The organism is Rhodanobacter aciditrophus (genome assembly GCF_050026795.1).
Lineage (GTDB): Bacteria > Pseudomonadota > Gammaproteobacteria > Xanthomonadales > Rhodanobacteraceae > Rhodanobacter_A.
Genome location: NZ_JALBWP010000012.1, coordinates 658,194 through 675,637 on the forward strand (window position 1 = coordinate 658,194; position 17,444 = coordinate 675,637).

A 17,444-nucleotide genomic window follows, 5' to 3' on the forward strand; every position below is an offset into this window, starting at 1 on the left:
GGCGCGCGCAGCCGATCCAAGAACCGGCCGGCAGCAAACGCTCCGGCATGCGGCGATCAGGCACACGGATCCTCGGGCACGACAATGTCGTCGCGGCCGGCACCGGTTCGGACACCCGCGCATCGGCGTGCAGGATCACCGGCGACGCCACCGTCGGAGCCTTCAGCGCCAGCCTGCCGCCCTCGCGGCGCGCTCCTGCTGCGCATCGAACACCTCGCCGCGCAGGCGGGCGTCGACCGCGGCCTGCACCGCGGGTGGCAGGCTGCTCGCCGCCTGGCGCAACTCGCCGCTTTCGGCCGGAGCCGACGGCTCCAGCACGGGCAGCGCCCAACCCCTCGCCGTGTGGCAGGCCAGCCCGGCGCGCGCCGGCGCCGTGTGGACGGTGAACGTGCGGCAGACCTGCCCGTCGGCAGCGCGGAAACTCAGGCCGATCGACACCGGGGCGTGCGCATCCGGCTCGCTCGCCAGCGCCTGGTCGAGCGCGCGGCCGAGCACGCCGGCGGCATAGGGCTCGCCGTTCCGCACGCGCACCAGCTCGTTGCCGGCATGCCACCACAGGCCGACGGCAAGCAACGCGATCGACGCCGCCAGTGCGGCGCCCGGCATCAGCCAGCGACGCGGCGCGCGACGACGGGTGGTGTCCGCACCACGTCCGCGCTCGGGCACCGTGGACAGAGCGGCCGGCCTGGCTTGCGATTGCAGCAGGGCGGACAGTCGCGCCGGCACCGGCTCGTCAAGCACCGGATCGAACGCGGCATGCAGCCGGTCCTTCAGCGCCCGCGCCTGCCGCACGCGGCGGGCCAGTACCTCGTCCTGCGCCAGCGCGGCATCGATGCGCGCGGCTTCGGCCGCGTCGAGCTCGCCGTCCACGTAAGCCTGCAGGATGTCGTCGTCGATCGGGTTCATGCGTCGTTCCCAAGAAGGGCCTGCAGGGTGGCACGGGCGCGGGCCAGCCGGCTGGTGACGGTTCCCACCGGCACCTCCAGCATCGTGGCCGCCTCGTCGTAGGACAGGCCTTCGACCAGCACAAGCGCCACCACTTCGCGGTGGTCCGGCGGCAGCGCCGCCAGGGCCTGCGCCAGCTCCAGCTGCTGCGCAGGCAGCGCCGCGCTGCCATCGGCCACCGCCGCGCCGGCGTCCTCGGGCGCGAACAGATGCTGCGCGCGGCCGCGTGCGCGCAACTCGTCGCGCCAGGCGTTGCGCGCGATCGCGAACACCCACTTGTCCAGCGCGGCGTCCGGCCGCCACTGCGCGGATCGGGCCAGCGCGCGTTCCAGCACGACCTGCACCAGGTCGTCGGCATCGGCCGCCTGCCCCGCCAGTGCCCGCGCCAGGCGGCGCAGGCGCGGCAGCAACGCAATCAGCCCTTCACGCACGGCATCGCTCGCATGCACGCATCACCTTCCACTACGTCTGGACGGGCGCATTCCTTCCCTCGGGGACAGCTCTGCGGTTCGAGGGCATAAAGAAAACCCATGCTAGCATCCGGCCCCGTCGCTCCCGAGGTGTCCGGCGATGTCACTGCGTCGTGCTTCCGCGCTGTCCGTTCCGGTGCTGGCCATGGTGCTCGCACTGGCCGGGAACGCCCCCGCACAGGCACAGCTGCTGGGCCCGGCGCAACGGGTGCTGCCGAACGTACCACTTCCCTCCACGCCCCTGCCCGCCACGGTGCCCGGCGCAAACCTGCAAGGCGTCGACCACCTGCTGCGGCGGCCGCTGGCCCTGGGCCTGAAGGTACAGGTCGACCGGCTTTTGCGCCGGGAACCGCGGCGCGTCACCGTTGACCCCAAAGGCGCACCGGTCCTGCGCGGCGAATTCCTCGCCATGGGCCTGTCGGATGCCCAGCGCGATGCCGTGCAGGTGCAGGGTTTCACCGTGGATCGCGCGAACTCGGCGGACGCCACGCTCGGGCTGGATCTCGCGGTGCTGCACGACACCCGCGGACGCGGCACGCGGCAAGCCATGCGTGACCTGCAGCACGCCGCGCCGGATGCCGCGTTCACCTACCAGCATCTCTACCTCCCCGCAGGCGATGCCGGCACAGCGTCCGTCGCGGATTCGCCGGCTGCCGTGCCGGGGCGCAGCGTGGGCATGGTCGACGGCGGTGTCGACCCGGCCGATCCCGCACTGGCGCAGGCGCGCCTCGAAACGCACGGCTGCGGCAGGACCACCGCCTCGCGGCATGGCACGGCGGTCGCCGCGCGCCTCGTCGCCGGCGATGCGGACACCCTGTATGCCGCCGACCTGTGGTGCGGCGACGAGGTCGGCGGCGCCACCTCCGGGCTGGTGGACGCACTCGCGTGGATGGATCGCGAGCACGTGGCGGTGATCAACATCAGCCTGGTCGGGCCCGACAACCCGGTGCTCGCCCACGCGGTGCAGGCGATGATCGCGCGCGGCCACGTGCTGGTCGGCGCGGCCGGCAACGACGGCCCCGCGGCGCCGCCGCTGTTTCCGGCGGCCTATCCCGGCGTGATCGGCGTCGGCGCCGTCGACGCGCGCGGCCGCGTGCTGCCGGAGTCCGCCGCCGGCAGGCAGGTGGCGTTCTGCGCACTGGGCGTGGTCGGCAGCGGCCGCGACATGCTGCGCGGCACCTCGTTCGCGGCCCCCATCGTGGCGCGCAGGGCCGCCCAGGTGGTGGATGTTCCCCAGCCCGGAGCGGCGGCCCAGGCGCTGCAGCGCCTGATCGGCGAAGCCCGCACCCTCGATGCCCAGGGGCGCGACCCGCGTTGCGGCCACGGCCTGCTGTCGCCCTGAGCTGAACACGAAGCAACAATCGCCAGCCGGCATGGAAGGACGCCCCGGCTTCACGCGTAGCGGTCTCCGGAAGCCGCGGATTCGCCGCCGGCTGGAGACCCCGACATGCGCAACACGAAACTCAGCAACAAGACCCTCGGTGTCGCCCTGTGCGCCAGTGCACTTGCCCTGGCGTCGATGACCAGCGCACATGCCCAGGTACTGGGCGGTTCGGTCGCCGGCGGCATCGCCGGCAGGATCGGCCAGATCCCTGCGGCGCCTGGCCAGATCGGCGGCATCGCACAGGGTGCAGGCCACTTCGCCCCGCCCCCCGTCGACACCGGCGCCGTGACGCAGCGCGCACAGCGCCTGCATCGGCATGCGGTATCGAACGCGAATCGGGTGACGCAGGCCGCGGGCCAGGCGAACGGCCAGGCCAGCGCCAGCGGCAGCGCATCCGCGTCCGGCGGCTTCGACGGCTCCGCGGTGGGCAGCGTCGCCAGCCAAGCCGCCAATGCCGCCACCGGCCAGGCGAGCTCGGCCGCCTCGAGGGCCCGGCAGGACGCCATGAACGCCGTGGCCCGCGCCCGCAACGCGGCCGACGACGCCCGCACGGATGCCGACAACGCTGCCCAGGCCGGCATCGGCAAGGCCCGGCAGGTCGCCGCCAAAGGCACGTCCACGGCCCGCTCGCTGGGCTCGCAGGCCGCCGGCAAGGTGAAGAATGCGGCCTCGTCCGCCGCGAACGGCGCGGGTGGCGGACTCGGCTCGCTCACCGGCGCCAACGGCAGCTCGGCCGTCGGCGCTTCGGGTTCGGGCAGCGCCAGCGGCAACGCGAACACCGGCTCCGGCGCGGCCGCGAACGGCTCGGCCAACGGCCAGGCCAGCAGCTCGTTCGGCCGTGGCGTGTCGGCCTCGGCGCAGGCCAACGGCAGCGCGGACGCGGATGCGCAGGGGCATTGATCCCCGAGCCGCCGCGCCTGGACAGCACCATGCGAAACGAAGAAGGCCCCGCTCGCGGGGCCTTCTTCGTGGCTCGATTCAGGCAGGCGGAGCGATCAGGCGAACGGGTCGTCCAGCACGATGGTGTCGTCGCGGTCGGCGCCGGTGGCGACGATGGCGAGCTTGCAGCCGGAGAGCTCCTCCACTGCGCGCAGGTAGGCACGGGCGGCGGCCGGCAGCTTGTTCCAGTCGCGGATGCCGGCGGTGGATTCCTGCCAGCCCGGGAACTCCAGGTACACCGGCTTGCACTCCTCCCAGCCGTCCGCATCCAGCGGCGCCAGCTCGCGGCGCTTGCCGCGGTACTCGTAGGCGATGCAGACCTTGATCGTCTCCAGGCCGTCGAGCACGTCGAGCTTGGTGATGGCCAGGCCGTTGATGCCGTTGATCTGCACGGCGCGCTTCAGCGCCACCAGGTCGATCCAGCCGCAGCGGCGCGGGCGGCCGGTGCTGGCGCCGAACTCGTTGCCGACCTTGCGCAGCCGCTCGCCCATCTCGTCGTGCAGTTCCGTGGGGAACGGGCCGCCGCCGACGCGGGTGGCGTAGGCCTTGCAGATGCCCAGCACGTAGTCGATGTCGTGCGCGCCCACGCCGGTGCCGGCGAGCGCGCCGCCCACCGTGGTGTTGGACGAGGTGACGTAGGGGTAGGTGCCGTGGTCGATGTCGAGCAGCGCACCCTGCGCGCCTTCGTACAGGATGTTGCCGCCCGCCGCGCGCACGTCGTGCAGGATGGTGGCCACGTCGTCCACCAGCGGCTTGATGTACTCGCCCCAGGCCAGCGCATCCTTCAGCACGGTGTCGTAGTCCACCGGCTCGGCCTTCAGCCACTGGGTGAGGATGAAGTTGTGGTAGTCCACCGCGCTCTTCAGCAGCGCGGGCAGCTCGTGTGGGTACATCAGGTCGGCCACGCGGATCGAGCGGCGCGCCACCTTGTCCTCGTAGGCCGGGCCGATGCCGCGGCCGGTGGTACCGATCGCGCTCTTGCCGGCGGCGACCTCGCGCGCTTTGTCCACCGCGATGTGGTACGGCATGATCAGCGGCGTGGCCGGGCTGATCTTGACGCGCGAGCGCACGTCCACGCCGTTGGCCTCCAGTTCGGCGACTTCCTTGATCAGGGCCTCGGGCGACAGCACCACGCCGTTGCCGATCAGGCACTGCGCGTCGTCGCGCAGGATGCCCGAGGGGATCAGGTGCAGCACGGTCTTCTTGCCCTTGATGACCAGGGTATGGCCCGCGTTGTGGCCACCCTGGAAACGCGCCACCGCGCTGACCCGTTCGGTCAGCAGGTCGACGATCTTGCCTTTGCCTTCGTCGCCCCACTGGGCTCCGAGGATGACAACTGACTTGCCCATGACGTTCTCGCTCAAAGTTGAAGCGCTCCTCGGCGGAGCGCGAAAAGGTACCTGTGTCGGCGCCCAGCCGCCGTGAATTCCATCAGTGACGCATGCTTCCGACCCGCGACGCGGCACTCAATGCTTGGCCGGCTCCGGGTTGCCGAAGTAGCGCAGGAACTCCGAGTCGGGCCGGAGGATCAGCACGCCGTTGCCGCTTTCGAACGACTTCTTGTAGGCGGCGAGGCTCCGGTAGAACGCGAAGAACTCGGGATCCTGGCTGTAGGCCTGCGCGTAGATCGCCGCGGCCTGGGCGTCGCCCTCGCCGCGCACCTTGGCGGCGTCGCGCTCGGCATCGGCACGCAGCACCTGGCCCTGGCGGTCGGCATCGGCCTTGATCTTCTCCGCCACCTCCTGGCCGGTGTAGCGCAGTTCGTTGGCGAGCTGCAGGCGTTCTGCGCGCATGCGCTTGTACACCGACTCGCTCACTTCATCCGGCAGGTCGATGCGCTTGATGCGCACGTCGACCACGGCGATGCCGAGGTTCCTGCGCGCCGAGGCATCGGTCTGCTGGCGCACCCGCTCGGTGATGTCCTTGCGGCCGCCGGAGATCAGGTCCTGCAGCGTGCGCGCGTTGAACTCGAAACGCAGTGCGTCCTTGATGATCGGGGTCAGCCGCTGCTCCGCCTGCAGCTGGTCGCCGCCGGTGGCGCGGTAGTAGGCCGCATTGTCGGCGATCCGCCACTTCACGTAGAAGTCGACGTTGACGCTCTTCTTCTCGGAGGTGAAGTAGCGCTCCGGCTGCGCATCGAGCGACAGGATGCGCTTGTCGAAATGCAGTGCCTGCTGGACCACCGGCAGCTTGAAGTGCAGGCCGGGAGGGTAGTCCGCGCGCACGATGCGGCCGAACTGCAGCAGCAGCGCGCTCTGCCCCTCGTTGACCACGAATACGCTGTTGAGGCCGAGCAGCACCAGCACGATGACGACGGCGATCACGACGATCCGTTTCATGGCTGGCTCCCCTTGCCCGCGGCCGCATCGCTGCCGGAGCCGGCCGGTGCCGGCGCCGCCACCGCGGCGGCCTTGCCGCCGGCATCGGGCACAGCGCGCGTGTGCTGGCCCGCCGGCAGGTTGATGATGTTGCGCCCGCCCGAACCGTCGATCACCTTGGGGTTGTCGGCCATCACCTGTTCCATAGTCTCCAGCCACAGCCGCTTGCGGGTCACCGCGGGCGCGGCCTTGTATTCCTTCAGCAGCAGGTCGAAGCGGGCCGTATCGCCCTGCGCGCGGGCGACGCGTTCGGCCTTGTAGCCTTCGGCCTCGGCGGCGATGCGTGCCGCATCGCCGCGCGCCACCGGCACTACCTTGTTGGCGTAGGCCAGCGCGGCGTTCTCGATGCTCTGCTTGTCTTCGCGCGCGTTGTTGACGTCGTCGAACGCGTCCTTCACCTCGGCAGGAGGCGCCACGTTCTGGAAACTCACCTCGGTGACGCGCAGGCCGCTGTCGTAGGAGTCCAGCGTCTTCTGCAGCGCCTGCTGCGCCTCGCTCACCAGGTTGGCGCCCGCGGCGGAGAGGATCTGGTCCATGTCGCTGCCGCCGATCACCGAGCGCACCGCGGCCTCGGCCGCCGCGCTCACGCTGCTGTCGGGATCGCTCACCGAGAACAGGTACTTGCGCGCATCGTCCACCTGGTACTGCACGGTGAAGTCGATGGTGATGATGTTCTCGTCGCGGGTGAGCATGGAGACGCGGTCGTTGACCGAGCGGATGCGCGTGGCCTCGACCTTGTCCACCGCCTCGATGGGCTGCGGCAGCTTGAGGTGGAAGCCGGGCGCCAGCGTGCGCGCGTATTCGCCAAAGCGCAGCACCACGCCGACCTGGCGCGCACCGATGATGGTGTAGCTGCTCATCAGGAGGCCCACCACGACGAGCACGACGACCGCGGTGAGGATGCCGCCGGGACCACGGCCCAGCCGCCCGAGGTGGCTGCCGAGGTTCTTCAGCACCTGCTCCGGCGAGAACTTGCTGCCGCCAGGGCGCTGCCGGTTCCACGGATCGCGCTGCCCGCCGCCGGGTTCATTCCAGGCCATTGTCAGTCTCCTTCGGGCCGCTGGGAGGCCGGCAAACCGCGCCGGAACGCATCAGGTTGAACGGAAATCGCATGAGGCGTGACCGGGCTGCATGTCGGTGTGCCGCCGGATATTTTTCGGTCGCACAAACGGCTGGCATTCTATCAGAGCCGGATGAAATCCGGGCAGGCCGCAGCTAGTCCGCCAGCAGCGCGCGCAGCAGCGCGGTCTCCGCCGCACTGCCGCCGTTGAGCGGCGCGATCACGCTGCGCGGCGCGTCGATGTGCAGGCACCAGCCGTGTTCGTCCACCTGCTCGCCGGCGATCGCGCCCGCCGCCTTGAGCCGCGCGTGCAACCGCCCCGCCGTCAGCGGCAGGCGCAACTCCGACCGCACCCGCTCGCCGCCCAGCAGCTCGCCCAGCGCCTGCCGCAGCAGGTCGATGCCGGCGCCGGTGGCGGCCGACAGCCACACCGCCTGCGGCCTGCCATCGGCATCGCGGTCGATGCGCGGCTGCATCGTCGCAGCCGGAACAGAGCTTTCTTGAGGAGTGCAGCCAAGGACGGCTGCTTCTTGATCTTCGCCGGCAAGGACGCCGGCACCAACTTCCAAAGTGCGACCATGGATGGCCGCTTCCTGATCTTCCCCAGCAGGGACGCTGGCACCCACCAGATCTATCTTGTTGAACACGCGCAATTGCGGCACATCGCCCGCACCGATCTCCTCCAGCACCTGGTCGACCACATGGCGCAGCGGCTCGCGCTCCTCGTCGGCGGCATCGCTGACGTGCAGCAGCAGGTCGGCATCGCGCGCCTCGGCCAGGGTGCCGCGGAACGCCGCCACCAGGTCGTGCGGCAGCTCGCGGATGAAACCCACGGTGTCGGCGATCACCGCCGGCCCGCAGGCAAGGTCGTCGAGCCGGCGCACGGTGGGATCCAGCGTGGCGAACAGCTGGTTGGCGGCGTACACGCCCCCGGCGGTCAGCGCATTGAACAGGGTGGACTTGCCGGCATTGGTGTAGCCCACCAGCGCCACCCGCGGCACCGTGTTGCGCAGGCGCGCGCGGCGCTGCTGGCCGCGCTGGGTCTGCACCCTTTCCAGGCGCTTGGTGAGCTGCTTCACCCGCTCGGCGAGCAGGCGGCGGTCGGTTTCCAACTGGGTCTCGCCGGGGCCGCGGTTGCCGATGGCGCCGCCACGCTGGGCGTCCAGGTGGGTCCAGCCGCGCACCAGCCGGGTGGCGATGTGCTTGAGCTGGGCCAGCTCCACTTCCAGCTTGCCTTCGTGCGAACGGGCGCGCTGGGCGAAGATGTCCAGGATCAGGCCGGCGCGGTCGACCACGCGCGCGCTGAGATGCTTTTCGAGGTTGCGCTCCTGCACCGGGCTCAGCAGGTGGTCGACCAGCACCAGGTCGGCGCCCAGCGCACGTACCATCTCGGCCACTTCATCGGCCTTGCCGCTGCCGATGTAGTAGCGCGGATTGGGTGCCTCGACACGGGCGGAGACGCTGCCCAGGACTTCTGCACCGGCGGACTTCACCAGCTCGGCGAACTCGGCGGCGCGGCGCTCGGCGTCGCCGCTGCCGCGCGCGTGCGGCAGCACGAGGACGGCACGCTCGCCTTTCTTCTGACGATCAAACACGTTGGACGACGGCCTCTCGGAACCGGGGCGGTTCCGCTTTCATGTGGGCCGCCAGGGGATCAATCAAGCTTCCGGCGCGTCGGCGGCCGGCACGGCGTCGGCATGCGCGTCGTGGTTGTCGTGGCCGTTGCCGAGGCGGACGTTGCGGCTGGGCACCACGGTGGAGATGGCGTGCTTGTAGACCATCTGGCTGACCTGGTTGCGCAGCAGCACCACGAACTGGTCGAACGACTCGACCGTGCCCTGCAGCTTGATGCCATTGACCAGGTAGATGGCCACCGGCACGCGCTCGCGGCGCAAGGCGTTCAGAAAAGGATCCTGCAGCGATTGTCCCTTGGACATTTCTTGTTCTCCCCTGTGCGGCAAACCGGCCGGGGGAAAAGACGCCAGCGGCGCCCCGGCCCAACTGCGGGGATGTTAACCGGGTTCAAGGGCTTGAAGGAAGCGGTTTTTCGGGGAATCGGCGCACGAAAATGGGACGGGTCCGGCACCTCGGTCTCGTCAGCTTGCCCCGAGGAACAGCCCGACGGCCCCGGCCGTCGGCGCGAGCGGCGGCGCGGACTCCGGATCGACCACGCGCGCATCCAGTTCGGCGCGCAGCCAGGTGATCTGCCGCTTGGCCAGCTGGCGCGTGGCGAAGATCGCGCGGTCGCGGAATTCGGCGGCGCCGAAGCGGCCGTCCAGGTGCTCCCAGCCCTGCCGGTAGCCCACCGCACGGATCGCCGGCAGATCGGCGTGCAGGTCGCCGCGCGCGCGCAGTGCGTGCAGCTCGTCGAGGAAACCCGCCGCCAGCATCGCGTCGAAGCGCTCGGCGATCCGCGCGTGCAGCGGCCGGCGGTCGCGCGGCAACAACGCCAGCTTGAGGACGCGCCACGGGAACACCCCGCTGCGGCCGCCGCGCTGCAGTTCGGACAAGGGCTGCCCGCTCAGCTCGATCACCTCGAGCGCGCGCTGCAGGCGCTGGGCATCGTTCGGGCCGATCCGTGCCGCCGCGACGGGATCGAGCCGCGCCAGCCGCGCATGCATGGCCGGCCAGCCGATGCGGGCGGCCTCGTCCGCCAGGCGCGTGCGTAGCACCGGATCGGCTTCGGGCAGGTCGGACAGCCCGCGCTGCAGCGCGCGGAAGTACAAGCCCGTGCCGCCCACCAGCAGCGGCACCCTGCCCTGCGCCGTGATCGCCCGCATCGCCGCCAGCGCATCGTCGCGGAACTCCGCCGCGGAATACGGCTGCGCCGGATCGCGGATGTCGATCAGCGCGTGCGGATGACGCGCCAGCGTGGCCGCATCGGGCTTGGCCGCGCCGATGTCGAGGCCGCGGTAGACCAGCGCCGAATCCACGCTCACCAGTTCCACCGGAAAGCGGTCCGCCAGCTCGCAGGCGAGCGCGGTCTTGCCCGAGGCCGTGGGGCCCATCAGGAAGATGGCAGGGGGGCGGACGTCGAGGCTCATGCGGATCGGGCTGGCACCAGGTGCGCAAGGGTAACCCACCCGCGCCTGCACAAAACTTCGCCAGTCCATGACAAGTGACTGACGCGGCGGCGTGGATCGGAGTTGTCCACATGCTTGTCCAGCGGGTATCCACACTGCCTGTGGACAGATCGGGCAAGGATCTATAATTGACGCTTTCCCCGCCCGTCCGGGCCAGCCATTTGGATTCCCCATGCCGCAGACGATGAAAGCCCTGGTCAAGCGCAAGCCCGAGCAGGGCATCTGGATGGAAGAGGTGCCGGTGCCCGAGGTCGGCCCGAACGAGGTGCTGATCAAGATCGAGAAGACCGCGATCTGCGGCACCGACCTGCACATCTACAAGTGGGACGAGTGGAGCCAGCGCACCATCAAGCCCGGCCTCACCATCGGCCACGAGTTCGTCGGTCGCATCGTGGAGATCGGCCCCGGCGTCACCGGCTACAAGGTGGGCGACCGCGTCTCCGCCGAAGGGCACATCGTCTGCGGCCATTGCCGCAACTGCCGCGCCGGCCGCCAGCACCTGTGCCCGAACACCGTCGGCATCGGCGTGAACCGCAACGGTGCGTTCGCCGAATACATGACCATGCCGGCCTCGAACCTGTGGCCGATCCCGGACCAGATCCCGTCCGAGCTGGCCGCGTTCTTCGACCCCTACGGCAACGCCGCGCACTGCGCGCTGGAGTTCGACCTGATCGGCGAGGACGTGCTGATCACCGGCGCCGGCCCGATCGGCATCATCGCCGCCGGCATCGCCAAGCACGTGGGCGCGCGCAACGTGGTGGTCACCGACGTCAACGACTACCGCCTGAAGCTGGCCGCCGACATGGGCGCCACCCGCGTGGTCAACGTGGCGAACCAGTCGCTCAAGGACGTGATGAAGGACCTGCACATGGAAGGCTTCGACGTCGGCCTGGAGATGAGCGGCAACCCGCGCGCGTTCAACGACATGCTCGACTGCATGTACCACGGCGGCAAGATCGCCCTGCTCGGCATCCAGCCCAAGGGCGCCGGCATCGACTGGGACAAGGTGATCTTCAAGGGCCTCACCCTGCAGGGCATCTACGGCCGCAAGATGTACGAGACCTGGTACAAGATGACGCAGATGGTGCTGACCGGCTTCCCGCTGCAGAAGGTGCTGACCCACCAGATCGCCATCGACGATTTCCAGCGCGGCTTCGACCTGATGGCCGAGGGCAACTGCGGCAAGGTCGTCTGCAGCTGGACCTGAGGCCACCGGCCTGATCCGCCGGCCGCCGCGTGCGGCCGGCGCGTCCCACCGCTGATCGAACTTGCGCTTCACGCGGCCGAGGCTGGGCGGCGGACGGGCTTGTCCGTACACTTCGGTACGGACCCGCAGGGGCACCGGGTCCGGTGCCGGTGGCGTCCAACCGCGCCGCCGGAATGCGGCGTACTGGGAGTGCTTCGATGCGCATCCGTCGTTTGCTGGAAGACCCCCGCGCCGCGCGCGCGCTGAACCGTACGCGTGAACTGGCCCGCTCCCGGCGAACACGCCGCACGCTGGCGATCGTCGCGGCCGCACTGGTGCTGTTCGGCCTGCTCGGCTTCTTCGCCGCGCCGCCGATCCTGCGCGGACAGATCGAAAAACGCGCCAGCGCGGCGCTGTCCCGCCCGGTGACCGTGGGCGCGGTGCACTTCAACCCGTTCACCCTGCGCCTGCAGCTGGACCGCCTGCATATCGGCGGGCGCGACGGGAAGACTGCCTTCGTCGACGTGGACGAGGCGGTGATCAACGCCTCGTGGACCTCGCTTTTCCGCATGGCGCCGGTGCTCGATGCGCTGCGGCTCGACCACCCGCAGATCCACCTGGCGCGCAGCGCGGACGGCCGCTTCAACTTCTCCGACCTGATCGACCGCTACGCCGCCAAACCGGGGGCCCCGCCCTCGCCGCCGGCCCGTTTCGCGCTGGCCAACGTCCAGGTGCACAACGGCGACATCCGCTTCGACGACCAGCGCACCCGGGCCAGCCACCGCATCGACCAGCTCGACGTGGGCATCCCGTTCCTGGCCAACCTGCCCAGCGACACCGACATCTACGTGCAGCCGCTGCTGGCGATGCGGGTGGACGGCAGCCCGCTGCGCATCGACGGACAGACCAAGCCGTTCGCCGACTCGCGCGAATCGATCATGCGTTTCCAGTTCGACAAGCTGGACCTGCCGCGCTACCTCGCCTACGTGCCTGCGGCCGCGCTTCCGGTATCCATCCCGAAGGGCCTGCTGAGCGGCGTGCTGGACCTGCACTTCGTGCAGAGCCAGCCGACCCCGCAGCTCAAGCTCACCGGCCACCTGCAGCTGGACAGCTTCGCGCTGGCGACGCGCCAGGACGTACCGATCCTCGACCTGGGCCACGGCGGCGCACAGCTGGTCGACGTACAGCCGCTGGCGTCGCGCTATCACCTCGGCACCGTGGTGCTGGACCACGCCGCGCTGAGCTACCGGCAGGGCGCCGACGGCCACAGCAACTTCGATGCGTTGACCGCCGGCACGCCCGCCGCGGCCGACAAGGCGCCCACCGACCTGCGCATCGACGGGCTGTTCCTGACCGACAGCGCCGTGCACTACACCAACGCCACGCAGCAGACGCTGGATATCTCCCGTGTGCGCGGCGCACTGCACGGCCTGAGCCTGCTGAAGGCGCCCGCCGGCACGCTGAACCTGGCGGCCGCGCTGGGTGGCGGCGACATCACCGCCCGGGGCACGCTGGACCTGGCGGCCGGCCAGCTCAAGGCCGCGCTCGGCCTCAAGCAGGTGGCGGTGGCGCCGCTGCAGGCGATCGCCGCGCCCGACCTGCGCGCACCGGTCACCCAGGGACGGCTCGATGCCGGCGGCCAGCTCGCGCTGGACTGGGGCAAGGCGGTCAACGTGCACCTGACCGATGCGCATGCCACGGTGAGCGATTTCGCGCTCGCCCCGCAGCAGAAGGAACACGGTCCGGCGATGGCGTGGGGCCGGCTCGACGCGGCGATCACGCTGTTCGACCTGGCCAGTCGCCAGGTACAGCTGGGCGACGTCACCCTGCACCGCCCCGCGCTGGACATCGAGCGCGCGCGCAACGGCAAGCTGAGCCTGATGGAGCTGTTGCCGGAAGCACCGGCCACACCGAAGGGCGCCTCGTCCCCGGCCGCGCCCTGGCACTGGCAACTGGGCCGCCTCGCGCTGGACGACGGCAGCGTGGACTTCACCGATCTCGCCGCCGGCACGCGCCCGGTGAAGACCCGGCTCACGGCGATGAAGGGACACCTGGACGGTCTCAGCGACAAACTCGGCGATGCGCGCCCGTTCGCGCTCGCCGGCACGATCGACCGCGGCAGCTTCGACGCCAGCGGCACGCTGCGCCCCGATCCGCTCGGTGCCGACCTGAAGCTGACCACACGCAACCTGGACATTGCCCGCTTCGTGCCCTACCTCGACGTGCCGTTGAACGTAACGGTCGCCAGCGCGCGCCTGACCAGCAATGGCCAGCTGCGCTACGACGCGCGTGGCCGCACGCCCTCGCTGCGCTACCGCGGCAATGCGGCACTGGAACGGGTCCGCGTGCAGGACAAGCTGACCGGCGACGACTTCCTGCGCTGGCGCACGCTCACCGCCTCACGGCTGGACGCGGCGACCGGGCGGTCCACGCCGCGGGTGGATGTCGGTGCGCTGGTGCTCACCTCGTTCTACGCCCGCGTGATCATCAACGCCGACGGCCGGCTGAACCTGGCCGACGTGGTGGCCTCGCCGGCATCCGCGCCGGTGTCGGTGACCCGCGCCGAGGGCAGCGTGCCACCCCCGGCCGCCACCGCGCCCACGCCGCCACCGGCCGCCTCGACCGCGGTGGCGCAAGCGCCCACCGCGGCAACCAGCGCCGCGCCGGCGGCCGAGATCCACCTGGGCGGCATCACCCTGGTGAACGGCCAGCTCAACTACACCGACAACTTCATCAAGCCCAACTACACCGCCAACCTCACCAAGCTCACCGGCAAGATCGGCGCCTTCGGCACCAAGCCCGGCGACCCGCCGGCCGAGCTTAACGTGCAGGCCGCGCTGGACGAGAACTCGCCGGTGGACATCAGCGGCACCATCAACCCGCTGCAGCCGGTCGCCTTCCTCGACATCAAGGGCAAGGCCGACGAGGTGGAGCTGACCCGACTGGCCGCCTACTCGCGCAAGTACGCCGGCTACCCGATCACCTCGGGCAAGCTCAACGTGGACGTCCACTACCAGCTCGACAACCGCAAGCTGGAGGCCGACAACCACATCTTCATCACCCAGCTCACCTTCGGCGACCGCGACAACAGCCCCGGCGTGAAGCACCTGCCGGTGAAGCTGGCGGTGGCGCTGCTGCGGGACACCGAGGGCAACATCGACGTGAACCTGCCGGTGTCCGGCTCGCTGGACGATCCGCAGTTCAGCGTCGGCGGGCTGGTCTGGCGGGCACTGGTCAACCTGGTCGCCAAGGCGGTGACCGCGCCGTTCCGCCTGCTCGGCGCCGCATTCGGCGGACCGGGCGCGGACCTCGGCTACGTCGAGTTCGCGCCCGGTTCGGCCATCCTCGATGCCAAGGCGCAGGAGCGGCTGGGCAAGCTGGTGGCGATCCTTGAGAAGAAGCCTTCGCTGAAGCTGGACATCATCGGCCGGGTCGACCCGACCAAGGACCGCGACGGCCTGCGCAAGGTCACCGTGGAGAACCTGATCCGCCGCGAGCTGGTGCTCGACGAAAAGGGCAAGGACGCCGACGTGTCCGATGCCGCCCTTGCCGACGTGCGGGTGACGCCGGACCAGGTCGAGAAGTACCTCAAGCGGGCCTACAAGCACGACGACATCCCGAACAAGCCGCGCAACTTCCTCGGACTGAAGAAGTCGCTGGACCCGGACGAGATGCGCGGCCTGATGGAAGCCAACGTGGCGGTGGACGAGCCGGCGATGCGCGACCTGGCCAAACGCCGCGCCGACGCCGTGCGCAGCTGGCTCACCGGCAAGCTCGATGCCGCCCGCTACGACGAGAAGCCGGTGGTGCTCGATGCCAAGGGCATCGACGACAAGGGCAAGACGACGCGGGTGGACTTCGGCCTGCACCAGTAGCGGCGGCCGGCGGCGGGGCTTCCTTCACAGCCCCGCCGCGAGCGGCGACAATACCGCTTTGCCCACGCACAAGGTCCCCGCCATGAGCTACCCCGGCCAGTCCCGTTTCGCCGCCGAACTCGCCTCCATCCGCGAGCAGGGCCTGTTCAAGGCCGAGCGCGTGATCGTCTCGCCGCAGTCCGCCGAGATCGAGCTGGAGGGCGGCCGCAAGGTGCTCAACTTCTGCGCCAACAACTACCTGGGCCTGGCCGACCACCCGGAGGTGATCGCCGCCGCCAAGGAGGCGCTGGACACCCACGGCTTCGGCATGGCCTCGGTGCGCTTCATCTGCGGCACGCAGGATCTGCACAAGCAGCTGGAAGCGAAGATCGCGCAGTTCTTCGGCACCGAGGACACCATCCTCTATGCCGCCTGCTTCGACGCCAACGGCGGCCTGTACGAGCCGCTGCTGGGTGAGGAGGACGCGATCATCTCCGACGCGCTCAACCACGCCTCGATCATCGACGGCATCCGCCTGTGCAAGGCCAGGCGCTACCGCTACGCCAACAGCGACATGGCCGACCTGGAGCGGCAGCTGCAGGCCGCCGACGCGGCCGGCGCGCGCACCAAGCTGATCTCCACCGACGGCGCGTTCTCGATGGATGGCTTCATCGCGAAACTCGATGAGATCACCGCACTGGCCGCGAAGTACAACGCGCTGGTGCACATCGACGAGTGCCACTGCACCGGCTTCCTGGGCCAAACCGGCCGCGGCTCGGCCGAGGTCAACGGCGTGATGGACAAGATCGACATCTTCACCGGCACGCTGGGCAAGGCGCTGGGCGGCGCGCTCGGCGGTTTCACCACCGGCCACGCGGAAATCATCGAGATGCTGCGCCAGCGCTCGCGGCCGTACCTCTTCTCCAACTCGCTGCCGCCGCACGTGGTGGCTGCCGCGGTCAAGGTGTTCGACATGCTCGAGGCCGCCGGCGACCTGCGCGCCAGGGTCCAGGAGAACACCCGCTATTTCCGCGAGCGGATGACCCAGGCCGGCTTCGACATCAAGCCCGGCGTGCACCCGATCGTGCCGGTGATGATCTACGACGCGCCCAAGGCCCAGGCCATGGCCGCCGCGCTGCTCGACGAGGGTATCTACGTCACCGGCTTCTTCTACCCGGTAGTACCGCAGGGCCAGGCGCGCATCCGCACCCAGATGAGCGCGGCGCACACCCGCGAACACCTGGACCGCGCCGTTGCGGCATTCACCAAGGTGGGCAGGCAGCTGGGCGTGATCGTTTAAGGCGTTCCCGGCAACAGGCTGAGGTCCGGACGATAACGCCAGGTCTCGCTGCGCATCTCGCGCACCGAGACAGCCAGGTCCGCGAGCGCCGCCGGATCGCCGGCCAGCCGACGCTCCAAACCCTCGGGAAAGGCGTCGTAGCTGGCCCAGTCCGTCCGCGGCACCATCAGCATGTATTGCGGTGTTTCGCCGCCCACCACCAGGCGGTACCAGGTGTGCGGCGGCGCGTCCTTCGCATGAGCGAGCGTGCGGTGCAATGCTGCCAGCACGCGCTCGAAGCGCCGCTCGGTACCGGGCCGCACCTGCACGTAGGTCACCTCGACCTGCGAGGAGGGATGCTGCTCCTCGAGCGGCGCTCCCGTGCTGAAGGCACGCAGCAGACGATAGGTGGGCCTGGCGGTCGGCGTCGCATGGGGCGCGGCAGTGCGGGCGAAATCGGCGCCGTCCCCGGCCGGATCCACCCGCCGGTCGAAGGCGGCGAAGGGCTCGCCCAGGCTGGCGTCGACGAACCAGCCGGCGTGTGGACCGTCCTCGATGGTCCATGCATACCAGGCCAAGGCATCGTGGTGCGCACGGTGCCAGTCCAGGTGATGGCGGTAGCCCTCCTCGAAAGCCGGAGCCTGGCCTGGCTTGGGCTGGTACGCATAGAAGTGCGCGGCATCGCCGGACTGCGCATGGGATGCGGCCACGGGCAACAGCATCAGGCACAGCGCGGCGAGACGGCGACGGATTCGCAAGGACGGCATGGGGATCTCCTTGGTAGGGTTTGCCGGGCGGGCAGTCTCGCCTTGTCCGCCAGGCACCGCCATGCGAATCTTCTTGGCCCACCCCCAAGATTTTTTTGA

Annotated in this window: 14 protein-coding genes; 5 read left to right on the plus strand and 9 right to left on the minus strand. The window is 70.2% G+C overall.

Annotated elements, in window-relative coordinates:
* Positions 1 to 162: 162 nt before the first annotated feature.
* Complete coding sequence (locus ACQGNW_RS16155) at positions 163 to 906, minus strand: anti-sigma factor family protein (RefSeq protein WP_426664261.1); 744 nt, start codon at positions 904 to 906, stop codon at positions 163 to 165.
* Positions 903 to 1,394 (minus strand): RNA polymerase sigma factor, encoded by a 492-nt coding sequence (locus ACQGNW_RS16160; RefSeq protein WP_426664262.1) that lies wholly within the window; start codon positions 1,392 to 1,394, stop codon positions 903 to 905. Before ACQGNW_RS16160 ends, ACQGNW_RS16155 begins: the two co-directional genes overlap by 4 nt.
* 121 nt (positions 1,395 to 1,515) lie before the next feature.
* Between ACQGNW_RS16160 and ACQGNW_RS16165 the strand changes: the two genes are divergently transcribed.
* Positions 1,516 to 2,757 carry a S8 family serine peptidase gene (locus ACQGNW_RS16165; protein WP_426664263.1) on the plus strand — a complete coding sequence of 414 codons (1,242 nt, stop codon included), beginning with the start codon at positions 1,516 to 1,518 and terminating at the stop codon, positions 2,755 to 2,757.
* Positions 2,758 to 2,862: 105 nt separating this feature from the next.
* Complete coding sequence (locus tag ACQGNW_RS16170; RefSeq protein WP_426664264.1) at positions 2,863 to 3,699, plus strand: hypothetical protein; 837 nt, start codon at positions 2,863 to 2,865, stop codon at positions 3,697 to 3,699.
* Positions 3,700 to 3,794: 95 nt separating this feature from the next.
* Here the strand turns inward: ACQGNW_RS16170 and ACQGNW_RS16175 are convergent, their stop codons facing one another.
* From ACQGNW_RS16175 to miaA, 6 genes are all read right to left on the minus strand, one after another.
* Entirely contained in the window at positions 3,795 to 5,087 is a 1,293-nt protein-coding gene (locus ACQGNW_RS16175; protein ID WP_426664265.1) for an adenylosuccinate synthase, read from the minus strand.
* 117 nt (positions 5,088 to 5,204) lie between these two features.
* The gene (hflC, locus tag ACQGNW_RS16180; protein ID WP_426664266.1) at positions 5,205 to 6,077 is read right to left on the minus strand and encodes a protease modulator HflC; all 873 of its coding nucleotides are present in this window, start codon (positions 6,075 to 6,077) and stop codon (positions 5,205 to 5,207) included.
* Positions 6,074 to 7,156 (minus strand): FtsH protease activity modulator HflK, encoded by a 1,083-nt coding sequence (gene hflK, locus ACQGNW_RS16185; RefSeq protein WP_426664267.1) that lies wholly within the window; start codon positions 7,154 to 7,156, stop codon positions 6,074 to 6,076. The genes hflC and hflK overlap by 4 nt, the downstream gene beginning before the upstream one ends.
* A 175-nt stretch (positions 7,157 to 7,331) precedes the next feature.
* Complete coding sequence (gene hflX / locus ACQGNW_RS16190) at positions 7,332 to 8,771, minus strand: ribosome rescue GTPase HflX (RefSeq protein ID WP_426664268.1); 1,440 nt, start codon at positions 8,769 to 8,771, stop codon at positions 7,332 to 7,334.
* A 63-nt stretch (positions 8,772 to 8,834) separates the two neighbouring features.
* Entirely contained in the window at positions 8,835 to 9,113 is a 279-nt protein-coding gene (gene hfq / locus ACQGNW_RS16195) for an RNA chaperone Hfq (RefSeq protein ID WP_426664269.1), read from the minus strand.
* 159 nt (positions 9,114 to 9,272) lie between these two features.
* Entirely contained in the window at positions 9,273 to 10,220 is a 948-nt protein-coding gene (gene miaA, locus ACQGNW_RS16200) for a tRNA (adenosine(37)-N6)-dimethylallyltransferase MiaA (RefSeq protein ID WP_426664271.1), read from the minus strand.
* A gap of 211 nt (positions 10,221 to 10,431) precedes the next feature.
* On the opposite strand from miaA, the gene tdh reads away from it, so the two are divergent.
* The 3 genes from tdh (at position 10,432) to kbl (ending at position 16,599) form a co-directional block, all read left to right on the plus strand.
* Positions 10,432 to 11,466: an L-threonine 3-dehydrogenase gene (gene tdh / locus ACQGNW_RS16205; RefSeq protein WP_426664273.1), complete on the plus strand. Its 1,035-nt coding sequence runs from the start codon at positions 10,432 to 10,434 to the stop codon at positions 11,464 to 11,466.
* Positions 11,467 to 11,663: 197 nt separating this feature from the next.
* A complete protein-coding gene (locus ACQGNW_RS16210; protein WP_426664274.1) occupies positions 11,664 to 15,320 on the plus strand; it encodes a DUF748 domain-containing protein in 3,657 nt (1,218 codons plus the stop codon).
* 82 nt (positions 15,321 to 15,402) lie between these two features.
* Positions 15,403 to 16,599 (plus strand): glycine C-acetyltransferase, encoded by a 1,197-nt coding sequence (gene kbl, locus ACQGNW_RS16215; RefSeq protein WP_426664275.1) that lies wholly within the window; start codon positions 15,403 to 15,405, stop codon positions 16,597 to 16,599.
* Here the strand turns inward: kbl and ACQGNW_RS16220 are convergent.
* Positions 16,596 to 17,345, minus strand: coding sequence for a hypothetical protein (locus ACQGNW_RS16220; protein ID WP_426664277.1), 750 nt, complete (start codon positions 17,343 to 17,345; stop codon positions 16,596 to 16,598). The genes kbl and ACQGNW_RS16220 overlap by 4 nt on opposite strands.
* Between the last annotated feature and the right edge of the window lie 99 nt (positions 17,346 to 17,444).

Bases quoted from the DNA above. Each gene is read 5' to 3' on its own strand.
- ACQGNW_RS16220 (WP_426664277.1), bottom strand. From the start codon at position 17,345: ATGCCGTCCTTGCGAATCCGTCGCCGTCTCGCCGCGCTGTGCCTGATG.
- tdh (WP_426664273.1), top strand. From the start codon at position 10,432: ATGCCGCAGACGATGAAAGCCCTGGTCAAGCGCAAGCCCGAGCAGGGC.
- hfq (WP_426664269.1), bottom strand. From the start codon at position 9,113: ATGTCCAAGGGACAATCGCTGCAGGATCCTTTTCTGAACGCCTTGCGC.
- miaA (WP_426664271.1), bottom strand. From the start codon at position 10,220: ATGAGCCTCGACGTCCGCCCCCCTGCCATCTTCCTGATGGGCCCCACG.
- hflC (WP_426664266.1), bottom strand. From the start codon at position 6,077: ATGAAACGGATCGTCGTGATCGCCGTCGTCATCGTGCTGGTGCTGCTC.
- hflK (WP_426664267.1), bottom strand. From the start codon at position 7,156: ATGGCCTGGAATGAACCCGGCGGCGGGCAGCGCGATCCGTGGAACCGG.
- ACQGNW_RS16165 (WP_426664263.1), top strand. From the start codon at position 1,516: ATGTCACTGCGTCGTGCTTCCGCGCTGTCCGTTCCGGTGCTGGCCATG.
- ACQGNW_RS16155 (WP_426664261.1), bottom strand. From the start codon at position 906: ATGAACCCGATCGACGACGACATCCTGCAGGCTTACGTGGACGGCGAG.
- kbl (WP_426664275.1), top strand. From the start codon at position 15,403: ATGAGCTACCCCGGCCAGTCCCGTTTCGCCGCCGAACTCGCCTCCATC.
- ACQGNW_RS16175 (WP_426664265.1), bottom strand. From the start codon at position 5,087: ATGGGCAAGTCAGTTGTCATCCTCGGAGCCCAGTGGGGCGACGAAGGC.
- ACQGNW_RS16170 (WP_426664264.1), top strand. From the start codon at position 2,863: ATGCGCAACACGAAACTCAGCAACAAGACCCTCGGTGTCGCCCTGTGC.
- ACQGNW_RS16210 (WP_426664274.1), top strand. From the start codon at position 11,664: ATGCGCATCCGTCGTTTGCTGGAAGACCCCCGCGCCGCGCGCGCGCTG.